The organism is Kitasatospora sp. NPDC085895 (assembly GCF_040702125.1).
Lineage (GTDB): Bacteria > Actinomycetota > Actinomycetes > Streptomycetales > Streptomycetaceae > Kitasatospora > Kitasatospora arboriphila.
Genome location: NZ_JBFBJY010000066.1, coordinates 1 through 22,761 on the forward strand (window position 1 = coordinate 1; position 22,761 = coordinate 22,761).

A 22,761-nucleotide genomic window follows, 5' to 3' on the forward strand; every position below is an offset into this window, starting at 1 on the left:
GGACATCAACCCGCAGTAGACCTAGGTGCCGCTCGTAAAAATCACAACTCGCCCATTACTTCACCCACCCCCGCGCGCCCCCCCGCCCCTCCGCGGACCGGGGCGCGCGCCGTCGTGCGCCTACTCCGCGGAGCGGACCCGCAGGCTGGTGATCAGCGGGCCGTCCGTGACCTCGGCGAAGAAGTCGTTGCCCTTGTCGTCCACGACGATGAACGCCGGGAAGTCCTCGACCTCGATGCGCCAGACGGCCTCCATGCCGAGCTCGGGGTACTCCAGCACCTCGACCTTCTTGATGCAGTCCTGGGCGAGGCGGGCGGCAGGGCCGCCGATCGAGCCGAGGTAGAAGCCGCCGTGCTCGTTGCACGCCTTGGTGACCTGCTTGGAGCGGTTGCCCTTGGCGAGCATGACCATGGAGCCGCCGGCCGCCTGGAACTGGTCGACGTAGGAGTCCATCCGGCCGGCCGTGGTGGGGCCGAAGGAGCCGGAGGCGTAGCCCTCGGGGGTCTTCGCCGGGCCGGCGTAGTACACCGGGTGGTCCTTCATGTACTGCGGCATGCCCTCGCCGGCGTCGAGGCGCTCCTTGATCTTGGCGTGGGCGATGTCGCGGGCGACGACCAGGGTGCCGCTGAGCGAGAGGCGGGTCTTCACCGGGAACTTGGACAGCTGCGCCCGGATGTCGGCCATCGGCTGGTTGAGGTCCACCTTGACGACCTCGTCGTCGAGGTGGGCGTCGGTGGTGTCCGGCAGGTACTTCGCCGGGTCGGTCTCCAGCTGCTCCAGGAAGACGCCCTCGGCGGTGATCTTGCCGAGCGCCTGGCGGTCGGCGGAGCAGGAGACGGCCATCGCGACCGGCAGCGAGGCGCCGTGGCGCGGCAGGCGGATCACGCGGACGTCGTGGCAGAAGTACTTGCCGCCGAACTGCGCGCCGATGCCGATCTTCTGGGTGAGCTCGAAGACCTTCTGCTCCAGCTCCAGGTCGCGGAAGCCGTGGCCGGTCCTCGCGTCGCCGGAGGTCGGCAGGTTGTCGAGGTAGTGCGCGGAGGCGTACTTGGCGGTCTTGAGCGCGAACTCGGCGCTGGTGCCGCCGACCACGATCGCCAGGTGGTACGGCGGGCAGGCCGCGGTGCCCAGCGAGCGGATCTTCTGCTCCAGGAAGGAGAGCATCGACGACTCGTTGAGGATCGCCTTGGTCTCCTGGTACAGGTACGACTTGTTGGCGGAGCCGCCGCCCTTGGCCATGAAGAGGAACTTGTAGGCGTCGCCGTCGGTGGCGTACAGCTCGATCTGGGCCGGCAGGTTGTTGCCGGTGTTCTTCTCGTCCCACATGGTGACCGGCGCCATCTGCGAGTAGCGCAGGTTCAGCTTGGTGTACGCGTCGTAGACGCCGCGGGCGATCGCGGACTCGTCCCGGCCGGAGGTGAGGACGTTCTGGCCGCGCTTGCCCATGACGATGGCGGTGCCGGTGTCCTGGCACATCGGGAGGATGCCGCCGGCCGAGATGTTGACGTTCTTCAGCAGGTCGAGCGCGACGAAGCGGTCGTTGGGGCTCGCTTCCGGGTCGTCCAGGATGCGGCGCAGCTGGGCGAGGTGGTCCGGGCGCAGGTAGTGCGAGATGTCGTGCATCGCCTCGGCGGTGAGCAGCCGCAGCGCCTCCGGCTCGACCTTGAGGAAGGTGCGGCCGTCCGCCTCGAAGGTGGAGACGCCCTCGGAGGTGAGCTTCCGGTACGGCGTGGGGTCGGCACCGAGCGGGAGGAGGTCGCGGTACTCGAATTCCGGGGTGGCCATGGGGAGAGATCCTTAAGCGGGGTCGGCTGCGTCTGCGAAGCACCCTCCAATGTAGGTGCAGGCGGCGCGGCGGCGGAGCGCAGGTGAGCCTGCGTGACGGGGCTCACGCCTTTCTCCGGCGAACTCTCGTTCGGAGTGATCCCGATGGCTAGGCTTTGGGCGTGGACACTTCGCCGTCGCCCGACGACCAGGGGCAGCAGCCCGTACCCATGACCAAGCAGGAGCCGGCCCCCGTCCCGCAGGCGCAGCCCGCGGTCGCCGCGCCGGTCGCCGAGGCCGATCTGCGGTGCTCGGACGCGGACCGCGAGCGGGTCGCCGACCTGCTGCGCGACGCGTACGCCGAGGGCCGGTTGACGGTGGAGGAGCACTCGGAGCGGATCGAGGCGGCCTACGCCGCGAAGACCTTCGGCGACCTCGTCCCGCTCACCCGGGACCTGCCGGCCGCCACCGGTGCCCCGCTCTCGATGGAGAAGCCGCCGCTGCAGCAGCAGCGCGCGCCGCTGCCGCCGGCCCGCCAGGAGGCGCCGACCATGGTGGCGGTGTTCGGCGGGGCGGAGCGCAAGGGCCGCTGGCGGGTCGGGCCGCACCTGAGGGCCGTCGCGGTCTTCGGCGGGGTGGAGATCGACCTGACCGACGCGGTCTTCGAATCGCCCGAGGTGGTCATCGAGGTGACCGCGATCTTCGGCGGCGTGGACATCAAGGTGCCGGAGAACGTCAGCCTGCACGGCGGCGGCGTGGGCATCTTCGGCGGCTTCTCGGTGCGCGAGCAGACCGCGGCCGACCCGTACGCGCCGGTGGTGCGGGTGAAGGGCGCGGCGGTCTTCGGCGGCTGCGAGGCCAAGCCGCGCCGCGGCAAGAAGCTGCGGGAGTGGGCGCGCAAGCAGCTCGACCGCTGAGCGGCGCCGGGTGCGGAGCCGGGCGGGGAGTCTGCCGCCCGGCCAACTGCGCTGCGGGCACTCGTCGTTGTGTCGAGTGCAGGGAGTAGTCGGTTGCGTGCGGTGTGCATGAATCGGGGGGCGAGGGGGTAGTTCCCCACGCACATCGGTTCCTGTTACGGCTGTGATCCCGTACGGCGGCGGCGCCGCGGCGGGTGGGCACGGGGCAGTCGGGCAGGGACGAGCTTCCCCGAGTCCCGTACCGCGTCAGGAGTAGCCGTGCTGCATCCCATCGAGTCCAGCGCCACCGGCTCCGCCGCCGTCCGCCGCAGTCCGGTGGCGGTGGGGGCCCCTGCGGACCCGCTGGAGGACAACCCGTGGCACACCGGGGCGGCCTGCCGTCGCGACGAGGCCGGGCTGTTCTTCGCGCCGTCCAAGGAGCCGACGGCGGCCCGGCTCTCGCGTGAGGAGCAGGCCAAGCAGGTCTGCGCCCGGTGCCCCGTGCTGCTGGAGTGCCGCGAGCACGCGCTGGCCATGCCGGAACCGTACGGGGTGTGGGGCGGGCTGACCGCGGCCGAGCGGCGGGTGGTGCTGGCCCGGCGGCGGCGCCGGGAGGCGGAGCTGCGCGAGGCGCGGCGGGTGCCGACGGGCCGGATAGCCGGCTGACGCACGGCGGCGGCCCCGGGCGCGGACGCCCGGGGCCGCCGTTCGCGACGTGCCGCGTCAGTTGGCGCGGTCGAAGTCGATCGCGCTGTAGGCCCGCAGCTTGGACAGCTTGTGGGTGGAGTCGATGCGCCGGATCGTGCCGCTCTTGGAGCGCATCACCAGCGAGCTGGTGGTGGCGGTCTCCTGGCGGTAGTGCACGCCGCGCAGCAGCTCGCCGTCGGTGATGCCGGTGGCGACGAAGAAGACGTTCTCGCCGGAGACCAGGTCGTCGGTGGTGAGGACGCGGTCGAGGTCGTGGCCGGCGTCCAGCGCCTTCTGCCGCTCCGTCTCGTCCTTCGGCCACAGCCGGCCCTGGATGACGCCGCCCATGCACTTCATCGCGCAGGCCGCGATGATGCCCTCCGGGGTGCCGCCGACGCCCATCAGCAGGTCGACGCCGGTGCCCTCGCGGGCGGCCATGATGGCGCCGGCCACGTCGCCGTCGGAGATGAACTTGATCCGGGCGCCGGCCTCGCGGATCTCCTTGACCAGGCCCTGGTGGCGGGGCCGGTCCAGCACCACGACGGTGACGTCCTCGACGGCGATGCCCTTGGCCTTGGCGACCCGGCGGATGTTGACGGCCGTCGGCGCGGAGATGTCGACGAAGTCCGCGGCCTCCGGGCCGCAGACCAGCTTGTCCATGTAGAAGACCGCGCTGGGGTCGAACATGGTGCCGCGGTCGGCGACCGCGAGGACGGCCACCGCGTTGTGCATGCCCTTGGCGGTCAGCGTGGTGCCGTCCACCGGGTCCACGGCGACGTCGCACTCGGCGCCGGTGCCGTCGCCGACACGCTCGCCGTTGTACAGCATGGGCGCCTCGTCCTTCTCGCCCTCGCCGATGACGACGACGCCGTTCATCGAGACGGTGGAGACGAGGGTGCGCATGGCCTTCACGGCCGCGCCGTCGGCGCCGTTCTTGTCGCCGCGGCCGACCCAGCGGCCCGCCGCGAGCGCGGCGGCCTCGGTGACGCGGACGAGTTCCAGGGCGAGGTTGCGGTCCGGGGCCTCCGGAGCGACCTCCAGCGAGCTGGGGAGGTGGTGCGGGTACTGCGTGGTCATCGTCGTTACCTCTCTGTACGCGACGGCCAGTGAGCGCCCGACTACTGCCAGGTCGGAACGCCGTGGTGAGGGTTGGTGCGATCGTATCCGGCACCCGGACGGGTGTCTGTGGCGCACCCGGCGCGACCAGCCGGTATGCGGCGGTTCGTCCGGCTTCACCCCGCCGGGGGGTACCCGGTGGTCGGGGGCGCGGGGGGCATGGTCCACCATGGACGGGTGGCAGGCAGCAGCAGCAAGAGAGGCCGGCAGACGGTACGGGACATGATCCTGTCGATGCTGGCGGTCGGTGTCGTGGGCTTCTTCGGATACCTCTTCATCCCGCACGAGGGCGGCGACGGCGTGCACGTCGTCGACTACCGTTCGGCGCTGGCCTCGGCGAAGCGCGCCGCGCCCTACCCGGTGCTCGGCCCGCAGGGGCTCTCCGAGCAGTGGCGGGCGACCTCGGTCGAGTACCGCAAGGACGGCAAGGGCAACGCCGTGTGGCACCTGGGCTTCGTGACCCCGTCCGGCCAGTACGCCGCGGTGGAGCAGTCCAACGGAACCCGTGACGACGTGATCGACACCGTGGTGCCGGGCGGCAGGCCGGACGGCAGCGCGCCGGTGGCCGGCCAGGACTGGCAGCGCTTCCAGGGCACCAAGTACCGCGGTCTCGCCACCCCGGCCGGCACCGCCACCACGGTCGTCACCGGCTCCGCCTCGTACGACGAGCTGGCCCAGCTGGCCGCCGCGCTGAAGTAGCGCGCGGCGCCGGTGCGCGCGCCCCGAGGACGTACGACGAAGGCCCCCGCGGCGAACCGCGGGGGCCTTCGTCCTGGCCGGGCCGTGCGCGGCCCGGAGCAGGATCAGACGGTGGTGACGACCTCGTCGTACTCCAGGCGCGGGGAGCGCGGGAACCAGGCGTCCTCGCCGGGCTTGCCGATGTTGACCACGGCCAGCACGGAGTGCTCGCCGTCGGCGAAGAACTCCTTGTTCAGGCCCGCGGCGTCGTAGCCGGTCATCGGGCCGGCGGCCAGGCCGGCGGCGCGCACGCCGATGATGAAGTACGCGGCCTGCAGGGCGCCGTTCAGCGTGGCGGAGGCCTCGCGGACGGGGCGCTCGGAGAAGAACATGTCCTTCGCCTGCGGGAAGTGCGGCAGCTGGGTCGGGAGCTCCTCGTGGAACTCGTTGTCCTGCGCGAGGATGGCGACCAGCGGGGCGGTGGCGGTCTTGGCGCGGTTGCCCTCGGCCATGTGCTGCAGCAGGCGCTCGCGGCCCTCGTCGGTGCGGACGAGCACGATGCGCAGCGGCTGCTGGTTGAACGCGGTGGGGCCGAACTTGACCAGGTCGTAGATGGCCCGGACCTGCTCGTCGCTGACCGGCTCGTCGGTGAAGGTGTTGGCGGTACGGGCCTCGCGGAAGAGCAGGTCCTGGGCGGCGGCGTCGAGTGCCAGGGTCATTGCGGAATCCACCTCAAACGGAAGACGGGAGAGCGGTCGGGACGGCCGGGAGGACCGTTCACCGGGCTCCAACGTTAGGTGAAACTTAAACTATTCCGCAAGCGGGTGTGACCCCCGTCACGCCTGCGGGGCGTGCCCCGGGTCACCCGCCGTCGCCGTCGGCGGCTCACCCGTCGGCGGACTCCTCGGCGGCCAGCGCCGCGTCCAGCCGGGCCCGGGCGCCGTCCAGCCAGCGCTGGCAGACCTTGGCCAGCCGCTCGCCGCGCTCCCACAGCGCCAGCGACTCCTCCAGCGAGGTGCCGCCGGTCTCCAGCTGCCGGACGACCTCCAGCAGCGCGTCCCTGGCCTGCTCGTACCCGAGCGCCTCGTCGCCGCCGGCCGCACCCCGGACCGCCTGACCGTCCTGCTGCTGATCTGCCATGCCGCCAGCGTAGGGGCTGCGGACGACAGACCGGTGCGGTCGCCGCCGTCAGTGCGGGCTGACCGGCCGCCGGGCGGACGGGCTGCGGCGCTCGGCCGCGGCGCAGCGCTCGGCCGGGGCGCGGTGCTCCGCGGGGCCGCAGCGCTCGGCGGAGGCGGCGGCGGAGGCGGCGGCGGGGGCGACGAGGGTGCGGCGCAGGGTGCTGCGGGCCCGCCAGGTGAGGGTCTTCACGGCGCCCACCCGGATGCCGATCGCGTCCGCCACCTCCCGCGAACTGAGGTCGTCCCAGTAGCGCAGTGTGAGCGCCGTCCGCTGGTGCTCGGTCAATGTCGCGAGCGCGGCGAAAACGCGCTCGGCCTCGACGAGGGAGACCACCTGGTCCTCGACGCAGATTCCCGCATCGGAATCCGCGACCGCGGCCACCGTCGACTCGCTGCGGGTGGCCCGCCGTTTGTCGTGGTCGAACATGATGTTCCGGGCGATGGTGAAAATCCACGCCCCCATGTCCTTCCCCGTCCAGCGGAACCCGTCAATGCACGCCATTGCGCGGACGAACGTGTCCTGGGTCAGGTCCTCGGCGAGTGCGCGATTCCCGGTGCGCCGTGTGAGGAAGGCCAGGACCGGCCCCCGATATCGGCGGTACAACTCCGCCCAGGCGTCCCGGTCGCCGGCCTTGGCGGCCTCGATCAGGTGCGGTGCTCCACGCGGCGTTCCACGCAGCGTCCCATCCATACCGGACCTCCCGGAGAGCAGGTCCCGCAACGATACGAGCGGGCATGCATGCGTGCAAGCGATTCCGAAATTCCGTCAGTTCGCCCCACTGCCACCCAGATTTAGCACGACCTGACTGATCGTCATTGGCTTGCACTCATGCAAGTAGATGCATCTGGGACATGACACGCGCTAGCCTTGCCCGCCATGCAGCCGACTGAGGACACCGCCTCGGAGACCACCCCCGCCCAACGTTTCGGTGCCGTCGTTCACGAGGCCGCCCGGCGCGCGGGCTACGACCTCACCCCGGGCGCCGGCGGACGGCTCGCCCTCGCCAGGGACACCGGCATGAGCGCCTCCGCGGTCGGGCGCATGCTGCGCGGCGACACCCTTCCCCGCCCCTCCCAATTCCAGAGAATCGCGCAGGTCGTCCACCTGGACCTGCACGAGCTGCTGGTGCGCGGCGGAGTGATTTCCGAGGAATCCGCAAACGATCTCCCCCGGGGAGTACGCTCACCCATCACCCCTGAGGAAGCGTTGGACGCCTGGGGTGTAACCCACCCCATGATCCGGAAATTCCTTCTCGCCTCCATCGCCCAGGCGATCGGCCTGCAGCAGGAAAGCGAGCGCTGTTCTTTTCCGCCGGACGAGAACCGCGGGGGAGGGGCAGTGCACATGCAGAGGTGAGGCCAGTAATGCCGAGATTCTCTCCGGTGGCGGCCGACGCGCTCAGAGCGGTGGGCGCGGTCGGCGGAACAGCACTGATCGTCGCCGGCACCTACGACACCCGTTGGATCCCGTTCCTCGGCTGCCTGGCCGTGGCGGCGCTGTCCACCACCGAGTACGCCCTGGCGAGGACCAGGCGGTGGATGCGCGAGACCGAGGCCAGGACGGCCCGTCAGGCCGAGCTCGTCGCCGCCCGCGCGGCCGCCCTGCCGCCGGCCGCGCCGCCCGGGATACCGCCGCCCCCCGCACCGCCGCTCGCCGACGGCCGACAGCTCGGCGCCGACGCCCTGCTGCGCCTGCTGGAGGCCGTGCACCGGGAACTGCGGCACGCGCACGAGGCGGCCGACCGGGCCCAGGCCGAGCTCGCCGACCTCAGCCGAGAGTGGAACACCCTCGTGCAGGAGACCATGAGCCGTCCCCCGCACGCCCGCACACCGGTCGAATGAGCCCGGTCGCGCGCCGGGGCCCGCGCTCACTCCGGCGCGACGGTCACCCCGAAGCCGCCCTCCGCCACCCGCGCGTGCAGCTCGTCCCCGGCCGCCACCTGCGCCGGGTCCGTCACCACCGCCCCGTCCGCCCGCTGCAGCACCGCGTAGCCGCGCTGCAGGGTGGCCAGCGGCGACAGCGCCACCACCCGGGCCAGCGCGTGCCCGAGGTCCGTCTGCGCATGGTCCAGCCGGTGCCCCAGCACCCGCCGCCCCCGCTCCACCAGCGCCGTCACCTCCGCCGCCCGGTCCTCCACCAGCCGGTGCGGCGCGGCCAGCACGGGACGGCTGCGCACCCCCTCCAGCCCGTGCAGCTCCCGCTCGACCCGGCCCACCACGCAGCGCCGGGCGCGGTCCCGCAGCTGGCGCACCCGGGCGAGTTCCTCGCCCACCTCCGGAACCACCCGCTTCGCCGCGTCGGTCGGCGTCGACGCACGGAAGTCGGCGACGAAGTCCAGCAGCGGCTGGTCCGGCTCGTGGCCGATCGCACTGACCACCGGGGTGCGGGCCGCCGCCACGGTGCGCACCAGCTCCTCGGAGGAGAACGGCAGCAGGTCCTCCACGCTGCCGCCGCCGCGGGCCACCACGATGACGTCCACCTCCGGGTGATCGTCGAGCTCCCGCACCGCGGCCGCCACCTGCGCCGCCGCGTTCGGTCCCTGCACCAGCACGTTGCGCACCTCGAAGCGGACGGCCGGCCAGCGCCGCCGGGCGTTCTCCAGCACGTCCCGCTCGGCCGCCGAGCCGCGGCCGGTCACCAGGCCCACGCAGTGCGGCAGGAACGGCAGCGGCCGCTTGCGCTCCGCGTCGAACAGCCCCTCCGCGCCGAGCTTGCGCTTCAGCTGCTCCAGCCGGGCCAGCAGCTCGCCCAGCCCGACCAGCCGGATCTCCGAGGCCCGCAGCGAGAGCGTGCCGCGCGCGGTGTACCACTCGGGCTTGGCGTGGACGACGATCCGCGAGCCCTCCTGCACGGCCTCCGCCACCTGTTCGAAGACCGGACGGAAGCAGGTCACGGTGAGCGACACGTCCCGCTCCGGGTCGCGCAGCGTCAGGAACACCATCCCCGCGCCGGGGCGTCGGTTCAGCTGCGCGATCTGCCCCTCCACCCAGACCTCGCCCAGCCGGTCGATCCAACCGCCGATCATCGCCGACACCCTGCCGACCGGGACGGGCGCCTCGGGGGAGCTGCTGTTCGCCATGCCCACGAGGCTAGCGCCGCCCGGTGACGCCGCCGCCGCGCCCGGCCCGGCGCATCGGCCCCGCGCGCGTCGGCCCCGCGCGCGTCGGCCCCCTGCGCGTCGGGCGCCGCGGCGGGGCGCCCGTACGATGGAGCCATGTCCACCACTGCACAGCGCCGTGTCCTGCTCGCCGCCCCCCGGGGCTACTGCGCGGGCGTCGACCGCGCCGTCATCGCCGTGGAGAAGGCCCTGGAGCAGTACGGGGCCCCGATCTACGTCCGCAAGCAGATCGTCCACAACAAGTACGTCGTGCAGACCCTCGAGAAGAAGGGCGCGATCTTCGTCGACGAGACGGAGGAGGTGCCCGAGGGCGCGATCGTGGTCTTCTCCGCGCACGGCGTCGCCCCGTCCGTGCACGACGAGGCGAAGGCCGGCAAGCTCGCCACCATCGACGCCACCTGCCCCCTGGTCACCAAGGTGCACAAGGAGGCCGTGCGCTTCGCCGAGGAGGACTACGACATCCTGCTCGTCGGCCACGAGGGCCACGAGGAGGTCATCGGCACGATGGGCGAGGCCCCGGACCGCATCCACCTCGTGGACGGCGCCGAGGACGTCGCACGCGTCCGGGTCCGCGACGAGTCCAAGGTCGTCTGGCTCTCCCAGACCACCCTCTCCGTGGACGAGACCATGGCCACCGTCGGCGAGCTGCAGAAGCGCTTCCCGCTGCTGGTCAGCCCGCCCAGCGACGACATCTGCTACGCCACGCAGAACCGCCAGGTCGCGGTGAAGAAGCTCGCGCCCGAGACCGACCTGCTGATCGTCGTCGGCTCCAAGAACTCCTCCAACTCCGTCCGCCTGGTCGAGGTCGGCCTGGAGTACGGCGCCAAGGCCGCCCACCTGGTCGACTTCGCCGACGAGATCGACGAGGCCTGGCTGGAGGGCGTCACCACCGTCGGCCTCACCAGCGGCGCCTCGGTGCCCGAGATCCTCGTCGACGGCGTCCTGGAGTTCCTCGCCGAGCGCGGCTACGCCGACGTCGAGACCGTGAAGACCGCCGAGGAGCACCTGCAGTTCTCGCTGCCGAAGGAGCTCCGCCGCGACCTGCGCGCCGAGGCCGCCGGCAAGCTCTGACCCGCGCACCGGGGCCCGGCGGCCCCCGCCCCGAGCCCGGGCGCCCGCACACCGCGGACGCCCGGGCTTCGTGCTGTCCGCCACCGGGTACCGGAGGGACGGCACGGCGGGCGGGGGCGGCCCCGCCCCCGTAGGTTGGTGCGCAGCCCGTGGTTTGTGCACAGGCTGTGGACGACGCTTCGAGGGAGGAACTGCGGAATGGCGACGGTATTCGGCGTGGACATCGGCGGCTCGGGCATCAAGGGCGCCCCGGTCGACCTGGCCGGGGGAGGGCTCGCCGAGGAGCGCTTCAAGGTGCTCACCCCGCAGCCGTCCTCGCCGAACGCGGTGGTCGAGGCGGTCGTCGAGGTCGTCCGGCACTTCGGCCACCAGGGGCCGGTCGGCCTGACCTTCCCCGGGGTGGTCGTCCGCGGCCGCACCCGCACCGCCGCCAACGTCGACAAGGACTGGATCGGCATGGACGCCGAGGGGCTCTTCCGCGAGGCCCTCGACCTGCCCGCCACCGTCGTCAACGACGCGGACGCGGCCGGCATCGCCGAGGTCACCCACGGGGCCGGCCGCGGCCGGGGCGGCACCGTCCTGCTGCTCACCTTCGGCACCGGCATCGGCAGCGCGCTCTTCGTCGACGGCGCCCTGGTGCCCAACACCGAGCTCGGCCACCTCGAACTGCGCGGCAAGGACGCCGAGCGGCGCGCCTCCTCGGCCGCCAGGGAACGGCACGGGCTGTCCTGGGCCGAGTGGGCGGTGCGGGTCGACGAGTACCTCGACCTGGTCGAGATGCTGTTCTCGCCGCAGCTGATGATCATCGGCGGCGGTGTCAGCCGCAAGCACGAGAAGTTCCTGCCGCTGCTGCGCAAGCGCGACGCCGAGGTCCTCCCCGCCGAACTCCGCAACGACGCCGGCATCGTCGGCGCCGCGATGGCCGCCGCGGCCCACGCGGCCTAGAGCCCGGGGCGGTCACGTCAGGTGCCCCCACGCGCCCCTGAAACGACCACCCCTGCGGAGCTAACGGGTGCGGCGGATCCGGCGTTGGGCCACGAACCGGGCGGCCACGATCACGGCCGCCAGGCCCGTCCCGGCGAACAGCCAGCCCGCCCGCACCGCCAGCCCGCTCGCCAGCGACACCACCCGGCCGGTCAGCCCGGAGGTGGCGGCCGGCTGCAGCAGCGCCAGCGCCAGCGCGAACGCGATCGGCCCGGCGATCGGCGCCGCCGGCAGGTCCGGGTAGCGCACCCGGACGGCCAGCTGGAAGCAGAGCACCAGGTAGCCCAGGCCGAACAGCACGCCGAGGCCGCCGAACAGCGTCCGGTCCACCCCGGCGACCAGCAGGGTCCCGGCGACCGCGGCCACCCCGGTGCCCACCGCCGTCAGCCGGGCCGGACGCCCCGTCCGCCCCCGGCCGCGGCCCGCCCACGGCAGGCGCGGACGGCGGACCGGCGCGCCGCCGGAGGCCGAGCGCAACCGGGAGTCGACGGGCGCGGCGGGGCCCGGGACGGCGGCCCGGTCGGTGCCGGACGGCGGCTGCCGCCGGGGCCCGGGGGGCTGGGTACGGATGCTCTGCTGCTCCACCCACCCAACGTACGGTCCGATCATCGCCACAGTGTGTAATGCCGGAATTCCGGACCGGGCGTGTCCGCGGCAGGAGTAGCGTCGTCCACGACCGACGCGGTCCGCCGGCGGGCCGGGCGGGGATCGGACGGCGACGAACCGGAGCAGGGGTGACCGAGGGCGGTCACCGGTGGAGGGGTGCGATGACGGACTTCGGCTTCGAGCGGCTGCACCACGTGCAGCTCGACATCCCTGCCGGTGCGGAGCCGGCCTGCCGGGCGTTCTGGGCCGGGGTGCTCGGGATGACCGAGCTGGCCAAGCCACCGGTGCTGGCGGCGCGCGGCGGCTGCTGGTTCCGCAGCGGGGGAGTGGAGGTGCACCTCGGCGTCGTCCCCGACTTCGCGCCCTCGGCCAAGGCCCACCCGGGCATCCTGGTGCACGACCTGGACGCGCTCGCGGCCCGCCTGGAGGAGCACGGCCACCCCGTCCGGTGGGACGACTCCGTCCCGGGTCGCCGCCGTTTCCACAGTGCCGACGCGCTCGGCAACCGGCTGGAGTTCCTGGAGCCCGACCGGACGGGCTGAGCGCGCCCCGTAGACTGGGGGATCGGCCGCCTCCGGCCGCTCCACGCCCTCCAAGCCCACGGGACATCGCTTCATGTCGCTCACGATCGGAATCGTCGGCCTGCCGAACGTCGGCAAGTCGACCCTGTTCAACGCCCTGACCAAGAACGACGTGCTGGCGGCCAACTACCCGTTCGCCACCATCGAGCCCAACGTGGGCGTCGTCGGCGTCCCCGACACGCGGCTGGCGAAGCTCGCCGAGATCTTCGGTTCGGCGCGCATCCTGCCGGCCACCGTCGACTTCGTCGACATCGCGGGCATCGTCCGCGGCGCGAGCGAGGGCGAGGGCCTGGGCAACAAGTTCCTCGCCAACATCCGCGAGTCGGACGCGATCTGCCAGGTCGTCCGCGCCTTCACCGACCCGGACGTGGTGCACGTCGACGGCAAGGTCTCGCCCAAGGACGACATCGAGACCATCCACACCGAGCTGATCCTCGCCGACCTGCAGACCGTGGAGAAGGCCCTGCCGCGCCTGCAGAAGGAGGCGCGCCTCAAGAAGGACACCGCGCCGGTGCTGGCCGCCGCCGAGGCCGCCAAGGCGATCCTGGAGACCGGCAAGACCCTCTTCGAGGCGGGCTTCGACACCCACCCGATCCGCGAGCTGCACCTGCTGACCGCCAAGCCGTTCCTCTACGTCTTCAACGTGGACGAGGACGAGCTCGCCGACGAGGACTTCAAGGACGCCCAGCGCGCCCTGGTCGCCCCCGCCGAGGCGATTTTCCTCAACGCCAAGATCGAGTCCGAGCTGATCGAGCTCGACGACGAGGAGGCGCTGGAGCTGCTCCAGTCCATGGGCCAGGACGAGCCCGGCCTCGCCACCCTCGCCCGGGTCGGCTTCGAGACCCTCGGCCTGCAGACCTACTTGACCGCCGGCCCCAAGGAGACCCGGGCCTGGACGATCAAGAAGGGCGCCACCGCCCCCGAGGCCGCCGGTGTCATCCACACCGACTTCCAGAAGGGCTTCATCAAGGCCGAGGTCATCTCCTTCGACGACCTGGTCGCGACCGGCTCCATCGCCGAGGCCCGCAGCAAGGGCAAGGCCCGCATCGAGGGCAAGGAGTACGTCATGCAGGACGGCGACGTGGTGGAGTTCCGCTTCAACGTCTGACACCTGACCGGCTGATCCGCTGAGGCGGAGGTCAGGACGAGAAGCCGCAGGTCAAGGGTCAGATCGAGAGGTCTGGCCCTTCCTGTTTCCTCAGCCTGATTCAGCCTGTTTCCGGGTCCTGTGCTGACTTCGTGCTGACCGTCCGACGACCTGTGGACTGGTGCTGAGCAGGGGCGGCGTTGCCGGGCACAGCGCCCGTGCGGCGGACCCGAGCTGACCAGCTATCCAGCCCATCAGCCCGGTTTCCCGTTCTCTCAACTGGAGCACCTTGACCGTGTGTCACAGCTTCGGGAGCATCGAGCTACACACAGCAACCGGTGGAGGGGGAACGATGCGTGTTACCAGGCTGGTCGGGTCGTGCGACCTCAACGACTGCCCGACGATCTACACCACGGACCGGGGCACGATCCTGGTGCAGGGAGCCGTGACGGACGAGCACGGCCTCACTATCCCGGACGGGGAAAGCGTGGTGGAGATCCCGATGGACCTGCTCCGGAAGGTCGTGCGTGAGCAGCTCATCTAGCAGGTTCGGCGACCTGTTCGACAACTTCAGCGGCGAAGCATTCCGGTTGGAAACCCTCGATGACTACACCAAATCATCGAACCCCGAGAGCCTGCGGGCGTTCCTTGCGGGGGAGCCTCAACCTGAAGACTACAATCAAGAGTGGTGTGACTTTCTCGGCGCCGCTACGGGTGCAGGAAAGCGCATCTATCGCGTTCACATTCTCTCGCGCCCGCTGACTCCGTATCTCCGGTTCGAACTTGGATGGGGCTACCGGAAGAACTCAACCGCTGGCGAAGAGTTCTTCATCCTCGACACCACCGAGAAGCCAAATCCCCTGGAGGATGTGCCAGACTTCTGGCTGTTCTCGGAAGCCGTTCCCTTCGTTCTTGGCTATGACGAGACGGGAGAGGTAATCCGCCGGGAAGTTCTCTCCGAAGAGCGGGCGCCGGAGTTCATCCGGTACCGAGACATCGCAATGAAGCATGCCGTGCCGTTTGCCGAGTGGTGGGAACAGCACGGGGGCATGTGAACAAGAACGAGCTAGGGGCCGCACTGCGGGCATTGCGTCTGGCATCCGGGAAGGAAGCCAAGGCGGTTGCTCGCAGTGCTGTCATGTCGCCCAGCAAGCTCAGCAAGATTGAGAACGGCGCGCTGTCGGCCAGCCCAGCTGATGTGGACCGCATCCTGTCGGCGTTGGGTGTCTCCGATGAGGTGCGGGCCGAGTACATGAGCGCGGCGCGCGCCGCATCAACCGAGGCCACGGCCTGGCGGCTGCTACGCCGGACGGGGATCTACAAAGCCCAGCACCGTACCCGTGCCCTGGAAGCGGCAATGCGGGAGCTCAAGCTGTTCCAGCCGGCGTTGGTCCCGGGCCTTCTCCAAACGCCGGAGTACATCCGCGCAGTGCTAGCACGCCACGACCTTCCCGAAGAATCCATGGCACGTACGATGGCCGCTCGGATTGACCGGCAGTCCGTTCTTTATGAGGCCGGCAGGACGCTGCGGTTTGTGATCACGGAACCGGTCCTTAGATGGCGCATTGTCTCTGTCGGAATGATGGCTGCTCAGCTCGACCGCATCATTTCCATGTCGAGACTGCCGAACGTCGACATCAGAGTTGTGCCTCTGTCGTCCGTGCAGAGCGACATTGCGAACCATGCATTCGTCATCCGTGATGACAATACGGTGACAGTTGAGACGGTGCACGCGGAGCTGGTCGTATCTGATCCTCGGGACGTTTCGCTCTACGTCCGGAAGTTTGATGGATTTGCTGAGATGGCAGTGGCAGGCGACACGATGCGCAGCATGATCGAGGGCATCCGAGACGAGTTCTTGAGGGAACAGGAAAGCGACTAGGGATCTGCCCTTCTCAGTTCTACCGTGGTTGCATCAATCGGCGCCAAGCACGGGGAGCTTGAATGACCGCGACAATCACGGGACGCCAGACGGTGTGTGGCCCGTTCACCGTCTCGATTGAGGACGTGACGACCCCCGCGACCTTCAACCGTCTCGATGACGCCTTGGCTGCTCTCTGGGACGCCCTTCGGGCACTCCCGCTGGGATGGACGCAGTACGACGCCTACCGCTACTTCCTGACCGAGGACGACGCCCCTCGCCGGGTGGCGGAGTTCCTCGCACGTGACGGCTACCTGGCTCTAAGCTTCACCATGGCTGGGCGTCCCCACGCTGTCCGGGTCGAGATGGCGTCATGAGCGTTGGCCGGGGATCGGAAGGTGTGCAGGATTCGCAGGCAGGCTCGTGGACTCCAGAGAAGGGGCAGACGGCTTATCTCCGTTCCACCGGCGCAGCCGTCAGGGTCATGGACTTCCATGCTGGCCGCGTCTTCGTCCGCGCCCTCCGAGGGGGTGTCGAACAGGAAGTGAAACCGTCCGAGCTGATCCCTCCAGACGACCAGCCGGGCGGGTTCTACGCCTGGTCGGCAAGTCGAGGCTGAGAGGTGGGGGGTGACCCCTTGAGCCCCTCGGTAGCACCGCCACGTCTTAGCTGCTCTGATTCCGCCACAGTTCTAAGGTCGATCAGGGGAACTGCGGGACGAATGCGCCGAAGAGACGTGCAGGTCAAGGCCTGGGTCAGGGTTGGCTGGCAGCCTGGGGCTGCATGGGAGTGATGCCTAATCTCTTCCCGTGCGTGGCGCGCCAGGGCTCGTGTGGTTCCACGTCGAGAACTTGAACGAATAGTTCGTACTTACGGTTGTCGGCCACGTGGCCACGCGTTTATGGCCTCCTCGGGTCGATGCCGTTGTAGCCATTTGCGTGCTGCCTGCTCGCCGAAGCCGTGTGACCGGAGAACATCAAGGGCCGCTGCTCGAACTGCTCGCGCGTCGTCCACACGGTTCAGGTGGTCCTTCATACGCGCTACCACGTCGTCGAGGTCGTAGTTGTAGCGGCCGTTGACCTTCTGCGCAAACAAGGGCAAGAGTTTGTAGTAGCGGCGTTCGCTGATTCCGACCTGCGTCCAAGGGTACCGGTCTGGTTTCTCAACCTTCCGGTACTGCTTTACTGCGATGCTTGCCTTTCGGCGCACGTACCGACGGGTCGCTTCCGCGCCCTGGGCGGGGTCGAACCCCGGGCGGATCAGCTGTTCGAGCAGTGTCGCGGCCGCAGAATCCCTATCTGGGGCACGAGTCTCACGCTGAATTCGAGCGACCTGCTGCGGGTACGCCATTGAGAGGGCGGTCGCCAGCGCCGGCTCGTCGCTCCCGATGTAGCCGTGCCAGTAGCCCTTCAAGACCAGCTGGCACGCGATCTCGTATGGACTTGAGATGGGATCAAGGGTGATGGTCGGTATGCCGTGGCCGTGGATAGCCGTCGCGATCCTGGTCCATGGCCGGTCGATGGGGCGTTGAACTCCCTCGGTCCAGATGCGGGCGGTGAATGCCCACTCGACTGGCTGATGTGTCATCGGAGCCACGATCAGGATGGGTTCGGTGGCCACGAGTGGGATCGGCTCGCTGCCGGTCTTCGTGCTGTCCAGCAATAGTTCGAGGAGCCGCCCTTCATCCTCGGTCTCGCTCGTCACCCAGATGAGACGGCGGGTGATCTGGATCCACCACCCGCTGACAGGGGCTGCAAGGATCGGGACGCTGAATCGAACGGCGGGGTCCATGGCCCGGCGCATGATTTCCATCCGGGGCTCGCGGTCCACAGCGCCGAGCCAGCGCAGGACGTGGTCCCCGGACAGGCGCCCCTGTTGTGATGCCGCAGCGAGGATCTGGCCTGCGATCCAGAGTGCATCAGCACGAGGTGCGGCCTTCGCGACTGGAAGAGCCAAGGGGGATACCTGCAAGACAGGCGCTATCTGGGCGTCAACCGGATCGGGAATCGCCCATGCTCCCTCTACAGGTTCCATCGAGCCGACCCGCAGGTCCGGGACATCCACGAAGGGCATGCCATTGGGCTCGAAGATCGATGTCGTTCGACGCGCCGGCTGGAAGCTCCGGCCAGAGAGAGCCTCTATCTCGTGACCGGCCTGGGCGGCTATCTCCGTCAGCATACGGCGGTCAGGGTTGCCGCCGATCTGCTGAGCGACCTCGTCGACGAGACCGTCCCACCAATGTCCCATCTGGGCAGTATACGAGGGCATGGAGAACCAAAGCCCCAGTCGCAGCCGAGCGCGATCGTACGAATCTGAGCAGCAGAGCACCCACGAGTCTGAGGACAAGTCGGACTTGACGCCCCGCTTCACGCTGATCTTCTCTACAGTGGCCGTGCTAACGGTCCTGGCGCTGATCTTGAATGTGCTACTTGCCGCATTTGGCGGCGACTCCGAGCAGGTGAAGGCTGCGGCTGAGGCCTGTTCCACGACATACATGATGGGCTTCGGGGCGATCGTGGGACTCATCGGCGGCAAGGTGGCGTAGTAGCCCTATGGGAGCGGAGAGCGCGTCTCTCCTTGTGAAGTAGAACGTATCCATCGCCCTTCTCGGGCAGGTGTGATTGTCCGCGCGATCCGCCGTACCCCGCGCCTGACCAGCCGGGACGAGCTGCGCCGCTTTGGGACAGTGGCGAGGAACGTCTAGGGGGCTTCCCCATGTGGGCCGCGTAAGCGGCCCCTCTGCTCAGTGACTTTCAGTCAGCGACTTCGAGATGGGGGCGCTGCCGCGCCCCGACATTCCTTATCGCCGTTGCGGTACGGGCTTCGCTCTGTCGGCCCCGGCAGGGGCCGTTCCCTGCACATGACTGTGACCGACAGCGATGCGACTCACAAGACAGAGATAGAGAGGGTCGTGGCAGTTTCCGCAGGTGGCGGACTTGCACTCACACGACTCACGTGCCCTTCAGCCTCTGATCGGCACATCTCAGGTGTCACTGCTCCCGTGACGGACACGTCTCGGGTGTGGCTACCGAGGCCACTGCTTGACCGGGCGCACGCCGTGCTCATCGCAGGTCCTGTCCCCGATGCCCTTCTGGAAATGGTGCTCCGGCAGTACAAGGCATCGGCGGTTCGAGTCGGGCTCAATGAAGCCCCAGCCCTTGGTCTTGCGTATGTGGTTGTTCACGGCGTTGTTGGTCGGAACTCGGCCGGCCTTGTCGGCGAGGATCTTGTTCAGCTCGCCCGGCGGGAACTCGGCGTGTCCGATCCGGTTCGCCCATCCCATGGCTGCGTATTCGACGCGGTGGGCGTAGTCGAAGCGCGGGTCCCTGGCCCGGCGCTTGTACTGCTCCTGCGAGACGGCGGCAAAGTCGCCCTCGAACTGAAAGGGGGTTCGTCCCACGGTTGGTGTCCTCCCTGCGGTGTCGGGCGCGTTCGCGCCGGTCGATTGCCCTGCTGAACGGGGCATGCGCTCCTTTCTGTTGGGGTGCGCAGGTGGGCGGAGTTGTGGGGTCAAGCGGAGGCGGGGCAGTCGCGGTCGATCCACCGATCCACCTCGGACTGCCGGAATCGGAGATGTCCGCCGATCTTGCGGGACGGGATGCCGAGTGTGCGGTGGTTGTTGTAGACCCACGCGGGCTTCATGGCGAGGTAGCTGGCCAGCTCGTTGACGTTCATCAGCCTGTTGGGCTGCAAAGGCGCTCCTGAGGGTTGGGGATGTCGATCGAGAGCCATCCTGCACGTTCAGTCCAGTTTCGTCAAAGCCGGATCTGTCGCATCTGGACTTGTCTAATCCGGCGGCGTCACGTACGTTGGCGTCCATGGTGATCACACCCGATGGCACTGCGGGCGGTACGCCCCCGCGTGAAGGCATTGAGCAGATCCAGCTCATCGGCGCTTGGAAGGTGACCATGTGGCGGCCACTGGACTCGGCCACCGGCGGCCCACACGAGGTCCGGATTGAGCCGCACGAGAACGGTGACCCGCAGGAGGTCGCGCGCGGCATCTCTAGCACGGTCCTGCGGCAGATCGACACGGCGTCGTTCGCTGAGGAGACGAAGCCGCTGGCGGACCTGGCCAGCGCTTCTGCACAGGATGTGGAGAGCTTCCGCCGCGAGCTGGCTGCCCTCCCCAAGGGGCTCTCCGATGAGTACCTCGCGGTGCTCTCCGCGCTGTACGTGCGCAACGTGGACGCCGGGCGACGTGCGCCGATCCACGATCTTGAGATCTGGACCGGGAGCAAGCAGGCGACGCTGAAGGGGCACCTCCGTGCCGCTCGGCAGCGGGGGTTCCTGACCAAGGTCGAGGGCAAAGCGGGTGGCCGACTGACGGAGAAGGCGATGGAGACTCTGAGGGGGATACAGCGTGGCGAAGGTCCTGAAGAAGTGCGACTGCCGTAACCAGACGCGGTGCGAGCACCCGTGGACGGTTCGATACCGGGAGCCGGGAGGGCGCAGCGGTCGCCAACGAGAGCGCTCGTTCCCGACCAAGCGGGAAGCCGAGAGCTTCGGTATCAAGGCGGAGAACGACAAGCGCGAGGGTGTCTACATCGACCACCAGCTTGGCCGGGTCTCCCTCCGCAAGTGGGCGCAGGAGTGGCTGGGGCAGCATCCCGTGAACCAGTCGACGCGCCGGAACTACCAGGGGTTCATCACGAACCATCTGGTTCCGGCTCTCGGCTCGAAGACCATCGCAGGTGTGACGGTGGCCGACGTGAAGAAGCTTCAGACGAGCATGAGCGCGGGTGGTCTTGCCGCATCGACGGTCAACGACCGGATGAACATCCTGCGGGCCATGATGGCGGCGGCCGTCAAGGAGCGGCGGATACCGGAGAGTCCCTGCGATGGCGTGGCCCCGCTCAAGACGGCTGGTGCGGCGGTCGACCCGGACGAGATCCCGACGCTGGCGGAGGTGAACGCCATCGCGGCGGCTATGTCCGACCAGTACCGACTGACCGTGTGGCTCCAGGCCGGCGCAGGGCTGCGTATCAGCGAGGTGTTGGGGTTCTCCGCCGACTGCCAGCGGAACGGCTTCCTGCGGCTCCGCAGGCAGGTCAGCGCGAAGGCGAATCAGCAGGACTGCAAGACACGGCTCGTGCCTCTGAAGCACCGCACAGCGGACGAGTACCGGGACGTGCCGACCCCACCGTTCCTCGACCAGGAGATCGGCAGCCATCTGAAGCGGTGGGGCACGGTCACGGTCGACGGCCTGGAAGTGCTGTTCTCCCCGCGCGAGCGGGGCAAGGGGCAGATGCCCACGGCTTCGACGTATGGCTACCACTGGCGGAAGGCGCTGATCGCGGCGGGCGTGGTGTCTCCCGATGGGAAGCCGAAGTACACGCCCCACTCGCTGCGCCACTTCTTCGCCTCGATGGCTCTGGCCAACGGTGTGCCGATCCACGAGGTGAGCCGCTGGCTCGGACACCGGAACATCAAGACGACCGTCGACACGTACGGGCACCTCGTGCCCGAGGCGTGGGACCGGTGCCGCGACGTGATCCAGAACGCGCTGCGCCCCGCGCCTCGACTCGTCGCCACGGCGGCGTGAGGTGCTGACCTCGGTGCACGGTGCTGACCTGGTGCTGACCCAGCACCCGATCGGAGGGGCAGAACCCTTGGGAATACTGGGGAGGGAGGCGAATGCCGAACGTTCCGCTTCAACGTCTGACCGTCCGGCGCCGCGTCGGTACGTGGCGGGCACGCGGCTCGAAAGGGGTCGGCTCCTCCGGGGGCGGCCCCTTCGCCGGTCCCCCGACCCGGAGGGGCGCCCGGGTCGGGGTTGTCCCGGGTGCGGGATCGGGGGCGGGTGGGGGTTCGTCCCCGATGGATCGGCGGGCCGGTTTCGGCAGACTCCTGTGCGGGGCCGGGCGGACCGGCCCGTGCCGACGAACCATCAGGAGATGCCGCCGTGACCGCTGTTGTGCGCCGTACCCGCTGGACCGCCGTCGCCGCCGCCGGGGCGGTGCTCGCCGCACTGGCGGTGGGCACCGCGGCCGGACCCGCCTCGGCCGCCTCCGGGCCGGCGGCCGTGGTGCGGCAGGACGCGGCGGTGCCGCCGCTGGACCGGGCGGCCGTCCGCCGGGTGCTCGCCGGGCTGCCGACCTCCGAGGTGTCCGGGGCACTGGTGCACGTCTCCGGACGGGCCGGCCGGCTGGACGCGGTGGGCGGCATCGGCGACCCGGCCACCGGCCGGGCCCCGGACGCCGACGGGCGGTTCCGGATCGGCTCGATCTCCAAGGTGTTCACCGCGACGGTGGTGCTCCAACTGGCCGCCGAGCACCGCCTCGACCTCGACACCCCCGTCCAGCACTACCTGCCCGGCCTGCTGCCGGCCTCCTTCCCGCCGATCGCGGTCGGGCAGTTGCTGAACCACACCAGCGGGCTCCCGAACGGCGCCGACGGCCCGTGGGGCGACGGCACGGCCGCGTGGTTCGTCGACCACCGCTTCGAGTCCTGGTCGCCGGAGCGCGTGGTGGCCACCATGGACGGTCAGGAGATGGCCTTCGTGCCCGGCACCGCGCAGCAGTACAACGGCATGAACACCTTCGTGGCCGGCCTGCTGGTCGAGCAGGTCACCGGGCACGACTACGCGCACGAGGTGCAGCAGCGGATCGTCCGCCCGCTCGGGCTGCACGACACCTCGGTGCCGGCCGCGGACGACCCGGCGCTGCGGCACCCGGCCGCCCGCCCCCGGCTGACCGTGCCCGGCCCGGACGGGACCCCGCGGCAGGTGGACGTGACCGAGCAGAGCCCCTGGCCGTGGGCGGAGGGCGGGCTGATCTCCAGCGCCGCCGACCTGGACCGCTTCGTCACCGCGCTGTTCCGCGGCCGCCTGCTGCCGCCCGCCCAGCAGGAGGCGCTGTTCACCGTTCCCGACGTGCCGACCCACCACAGCAGCCACTGCGAGACCGGGCCGGACGCCGGCCGGGCCTGCATGAGCATGGGCCTGGAGCGGACGAAGGTCGGCGGCGTGGAGATCTGGGGCAAGACCGGCTCCCGGCCGGGCTGGACGAACGGCGTGTTCGCCACCCGGGACCTCTCCCGGACGGTGGTCTACTCGCTCAACCCGACCGGCCTGGACGGCGCCGAGACCCCGGTCATCATGCAGCTGGCCGGCGCCGTCTTCGGCTGACG

At 70.0% G+C, this 22,761-nt stretch carries 27 protein-coding genes; 17 read left to right on the forward strand and 10 right to left on the reverse strand.

Features of this window, described 5'->3' with window-relative positions:
* Positions 1 to 120: 120 nt before the first annotated feature.
* A complete protein-coding gene (locus AB0442_RS30935) occupies positions 121 to 1,785 on the reverse strand; it encodes a fumarate hydratase (RefSeq protein ID WP_366166931.1) in 1,665 nt (554 codons plus the stop codon).
* A gap of 209 nt (positions 1,786 to 1,994) precedes the next feature.
* On the opposite strand from AB0442_RS30935, the gene AB0442_RS30940 reads away from it, so the two are divergent.
* Together AB0442_RS30940 and AB0442_RS30945 are read left to right on the forward strand one after the other, a co-directional pair.
* On the forward strand, positions 1,995 to 2,681 hold the full coding sequence (locus tag AB0442_RS30940) for a DUF1707 domain-containing protein (RefSeq protein WP_366166965.1): 687 nt from the start codon (positions 1,995 to 1,997) through the stop codon (positions 2,679 to 2,681).
* Between the two features lie 315 nt (positions 2,682 to 2,996).
* Positions 2,997 to 3,326 carry a WhiB family transcriptional regulator gene (locus tag AB0442_RS30945; RefSeq protein WP_344625840.1) on the forward strand — a complete coding sequence of 110 codons (330 nt, stop codon included), beginning with the start codon at positions 2,997 to 2,999 and terminating at the stop codon, positions 3,324 to 3,326.
* Between the two features lie 57 nt (positions 3,327 to 3,383).
* Here the strand turns inward: AB0442_RS30945 and glpX are convergent, their stop codons facing one another.
* Positions 3,384 to 4,424 carry a class II fructose-bisphosphatase gene (gene glpX / locus AB0442_RS30950; RefSeq protein WP_366166932.1) on the reverse strand — a complete coding sequence of 347 codons (1,041 nt, stop codon included), beginning with the start codon at positions 4,422 to 4,424 and terminating at the stop codon, positions 3,384 to 3,386.
* Positions 4,425 to 4,622: 198 nt separating this feature from the next.
* On the opposite strand from glpX, the gene AB0442_RS30955 reads away from it, so the two are divergent.
* Complete coding sequence (locus AB0442_RS30955) at positions 4,623 to 5,162, forward strand: DUF4245 domain-containing protein (RefSeq protein WP_366166933.1); 540 nt, start codon at positions 4,623 to 4,625, stop codon at positions 5,160 to 5,162.
* Positions 5,163 to 5,266: 104 nt separating this feature from the next.
* On the opposite strand, the gene AB0442_RS30960 is transcribed toward AB0442_RS30955, so the two are convergent.
* The 3 genes from AB0442_RS30960 to AB0442_RS30970 form a co-directional block, all read right to left on the reverse strand.
* The gene (locus AB0442_RS30960) at positions 5,267 to 5,860 is read right to left on the reverse strand and encodes a malonic semialdehyde reductase (protein WP_263103837.1); all 594 of its coding nucleotides are present in this window, start codon (positions 5,858 to 5,860) and stop codon (positions 5,267 to 5,269) included.
* Positions 5,861 to 6,026: 166 nt separating this feature from the next.
* Positions 6,027 to 6,281 carry an exodeoxyribonuclease VII small subunit gene (locus AB0442_RS30965; protein ID WP_366166934.1) on the reverse strand — a complete coding sequence of 85 codons (255 nt, stop codon included), beginning with the start codon at positions 6,279 to 6,281 and terminating at the stop codon, positions 6,027 to 6,029.
* A 48-nt stretch (positions 6,282 to 6,329) separates the two neighbouring features.
* Positions 6,330 to 7,013 (reverse strand): sigma-70 family RNA polymerase sigma factor, encoded by a 684-nt coding sequence (locus tag AB0442_RS30970; protein ID WP_366166935.1) that lies wholly within the window; start codon positions 7,011 to 7,013, stop codon positions 6,330 to 6,332.
* A gap of 186 nt (positions 7,014 to 7,199) precedes the next feature.
* Between AB0442_RS30970 and AB0442_RS30975 the strand changes: the two genes are divergently transcribed.
* A complete protein-coding gene (locus AB0442_RS30975; RefSeq protein ID WP_366166936.1) occupies positions 7,200 to 7,679 on the forward strand; it encodes a helix-turn-helix domain-containing protein in 480 nt (159 codons plus the stop codon).
* A gap of 8 nt (positions 7,680 to 7,687) precedes the next feature.
* Positions 7,688 to 8,164 carry a hypothetical protein gene (locus AB0442_RS30980; RefSeq protein WP_344625833.1) on the forward strand — a complete coding sequence of 159 codons (477 nt, stop codon included), beginning with the start codon at positions 7,688 to 7,690 and terminating at the stop codon, positions 8,162 to 8,164.
* Positions 8,165 to 8,190: 26 nt separating this feature from the next.
* Here AB0442_RS30980 and xseA read toward each other — a convergent pair whose 3' ends face one another.
* The gene (gene xseA / locus AB0442_RS30985; RefSeq protein ID WP_366166937.1) at positions 8,191 to 9,402 is read right to left on the reverse strand and encodes an exodeoxyribonuclease VII large subunit; all 1,212 of its coding nucleotides are present in this window, start codon (positions 9,400 to 9,402) and stop codon (positions 8,191 to 8,193) included.
* Between the two features lie 135 nt (positions 9,403 to 9,537).
* Here xseA and AB0442_RS30990 point away from each other — a divergent pair, with 135 nt between their 5' ends.
* Positions 9,538 to 10,512, forward strand: a complete 975-nt coding sequence (locus tag AB0442_RS30990; protein WP_366166938.1) for a 4-hydroxy-3-methylbut-2-enyl diphosphate reductase — start codon at positions 9,538 to 9,540, stop codon at positions 10,510 to 10,512.
* Positions 10,513 to 10,710: 198 nt separating this feature from the next.
* On the forward strand, positions 10,711 to 11,457 hold the full coding sequence (gene ppgK / locus AB0442_RS30995) for a polyphosphate--glucose phosphotransferase (RefSeq protein ID WP_366166939.1): 747 nt from the start codon (positions 10,711 to 10,713) through the stop codon (positions 11,455 to 11,457).
* 60 nt (positions 11,458 to 11,517) lie between these two features.
* On the opposite strand, the gene AB0442_RS31000 is transcribed toward ppgK, so the two are convergent.
* Positions 11,518 to 12,081: a DUF6542 domain-containing protein gene (locus AB0442_RS31000; RefSeq protein ID WP_366166940.1), complete on the reverse strand. Its 564-nt coding sequence runs from the start codon at positions 12,079 to 12,081 to the stop codon at positions 11,518 to 11,520.
* A gap of 182 nt (positions 12,082 to 12,263) precedes the next feature.
* Here AB0442_RS31000 and AB0442_RS31005 point away from each other — a divergent pair, with 182 nt between their 5' ends.
* The 6 genes from AB0442_RS31005 to AB0442_RS31030 all read left to right on the forward strand — a co-directional run bounded on the left by AB0442_RS31005 (position 12,264) and on the right by AB0442_RS31030 (position 16,008).
* Positions 12,264 to 12,644, forward strand: a complete 381-nt coding sequence (locus tag AB0442_RS31005; RefSeq protein ID WP_366166941.1) for a glyoxalase — start codon at positions 12,264 to 12,266, stop codon at positions 12,642 to 12,644.
* A 73-nt stretch (positions 12,645 to 12,717) separates the two neighbouring features.
* Positions 12,718 to 13,791, forward strand: coding sequence for a redox-regulated ATPase YchF (ychF, locus tag AB0442_RS31010; RefSeq protein WP_366166942.1), 1,074 nt, complete (start codon positions 12,718 to 12,720; stop codon positions 13,789 to 13,791).
* Positions 13,792 to 14,122: 331 nt separating this feature from the next.
* A complete protein-coding gene (locus AB0442_RS31015) occupies positions 14,123 to 14,314 on the forward strand; it encodes a hypothetical protein (RefSeq protein WP_366166943.1) in 192 nt (63 codons plus the stop codon).
* On the forward strand, positions 14,298 to 14,825 hold the full coding sequence (locus AB0442_RS31020) for a DUF6879 family protein (RefSeq protein ID WP_366166944.1): 528 nt from the start codon (positions 14,298 to 14,300) through the stop codon (positions 14,823 to 14,825). The genes AB0442_RS31015 and AB0442_RS31020 overlap by 17 nt, the downstream gene beginning before the upstream one ends.
* The gene (locus AB0442_RS31025; protein ID WP_366166945.1) at positions 14,822 to 15,652 is read left to right on the forward strand and encodes a helix-turn-helix transcriptional regulator; all 831 of its coding nucleotides are present in this window, start codon (positions 14,822 to 14,824) and stop codon (positions 15,650 to 15,652) included. Before AB0442_RS31020 ends, AB0442_RS31025 begins: the two co-directional genes overlap by 4 nt.
* Positions 15,653 to 15,714: 62 nt before the next feature.
* A complete protein-coding gene (locus AB0442_RS31030; RefSeq protein WP_366166946.1) occupies positions 15,715 to 16,008 on the forward strand; it encodes a hypothetical protein in 294 nt (97 codons plus the stop codon).
* A gap of 493 nt (positions 16,009 to 16,501) precedes the next feature.
* On the opposite strand, the gene AB0442_RS31035 is transcribed toward AB0442_RS31030, so the two are convergent.
* Positions 16,502 to 17,878, reverse strand: coding sequence for a hypothetical protein (locus AB0442_RS31035; RefSeq protein WP_366166947.1), 1,377 nt, complete (start codon positions 17,876 to 17,878; stop codon positions 16,502 to 16,504).
* A 19-nt stretch (positions 17,879 to 17,897) separates the two neighbouring features.
* Here AB0442_RS31035 and AB0442_RS31040 point away from each other — a divergent pair, with 19 nt between their 5' ends.
* Positions 17,898 to 18,176 (forward strand): hypothetical protein, encoded by a 279-nt coding sequence (locus AB0442_RS31040; RefSeq protein WP_366166948.1) that lies wholly within the window; start codon positions 17,898 to 17,900, stop codon positions 18,174 to 18,176.
* Between the two features lie 480 nt (positions 18,177 to 18,656).
* Here the strand turns inward: AB0442_RS31040 and AB0442_RS31045 are convergent, their stop codons facing one another.
* A complete protein-coding gene (locus AB0442_RS31045; RefSeq protein ID WP_366166949.1) occupies positions 18,657 to 19,031 on the reverse strand; it encodes a hypothetical protein in 375 nt (124 codons plus the stop codon).
* A 110-nt stretch (positions 19,032 to 19,141) separates the two neighbouring features.
* Positions 19,142 to 19,324: a helix-turn-helix domain-containing protein gene (locus AB0442_RS31050; protein WP_366166950.1), complete on the reverse strand. Its 183-nt coding sequence runs from the start codon at positions 19,322 to 19,324 to the stop codon at positions 19,142 to 19,144.
* 125 nt (positions 19,325 to 19,449) lie between these two features.
* On the opposite strand from AB0442_RS31050, the gene AB0442_RS31055 reads away from it, so the two are divergent.
* The 3 genes from AB0442_RS31055 (at position 19,450) to AB0442_RS31065 (ending at position 22,759) form a co-directional block, all read left to right on the forward strand.
* Positions 19,450 to 20,028: a hypothetical protein gene (locus AB0442_RS31055; protein WP_366166951.1), complete on the forward strand. Its 579-nt coding sequence runs from the start codon at positions 19,450 to 19,452 to the stop codon at positions 20,026 to 20,028.
* Positions 19,994 to 21,175: a tyrosine-type recombinase/integrase gene (locus AB0442_RS31060; RefSeq protein WP_366166952.1), complete on the forward strand. Its 1,182-nt coding sequence runs from the start codon at positions 19,994 to 19,996 to the stop codon at positions 21,173 to 21,175. The genes AB0442_RS31055 and AB0442_RS31060 overlap by 35 nt, the downstream gene beginning before the upstream one ends.
* A 360-nt stretch (positions 21,176 to 21,535) precedes the next feature.
* Complete coding sequence (locus tag AB0442_RS31065; RefSeq protein WP_366166953.1) at positions 21,536 to 22,759, forward strand: serine hydrolase domain-containing protein; 1,224 nt, start codon at positions 21,536 to 21,538, stop codon at positions 22,757 to 22,759.
* The last annotated feature ends 2 nt before the right edge of the window (positions 22,760 to 22,761 follow it).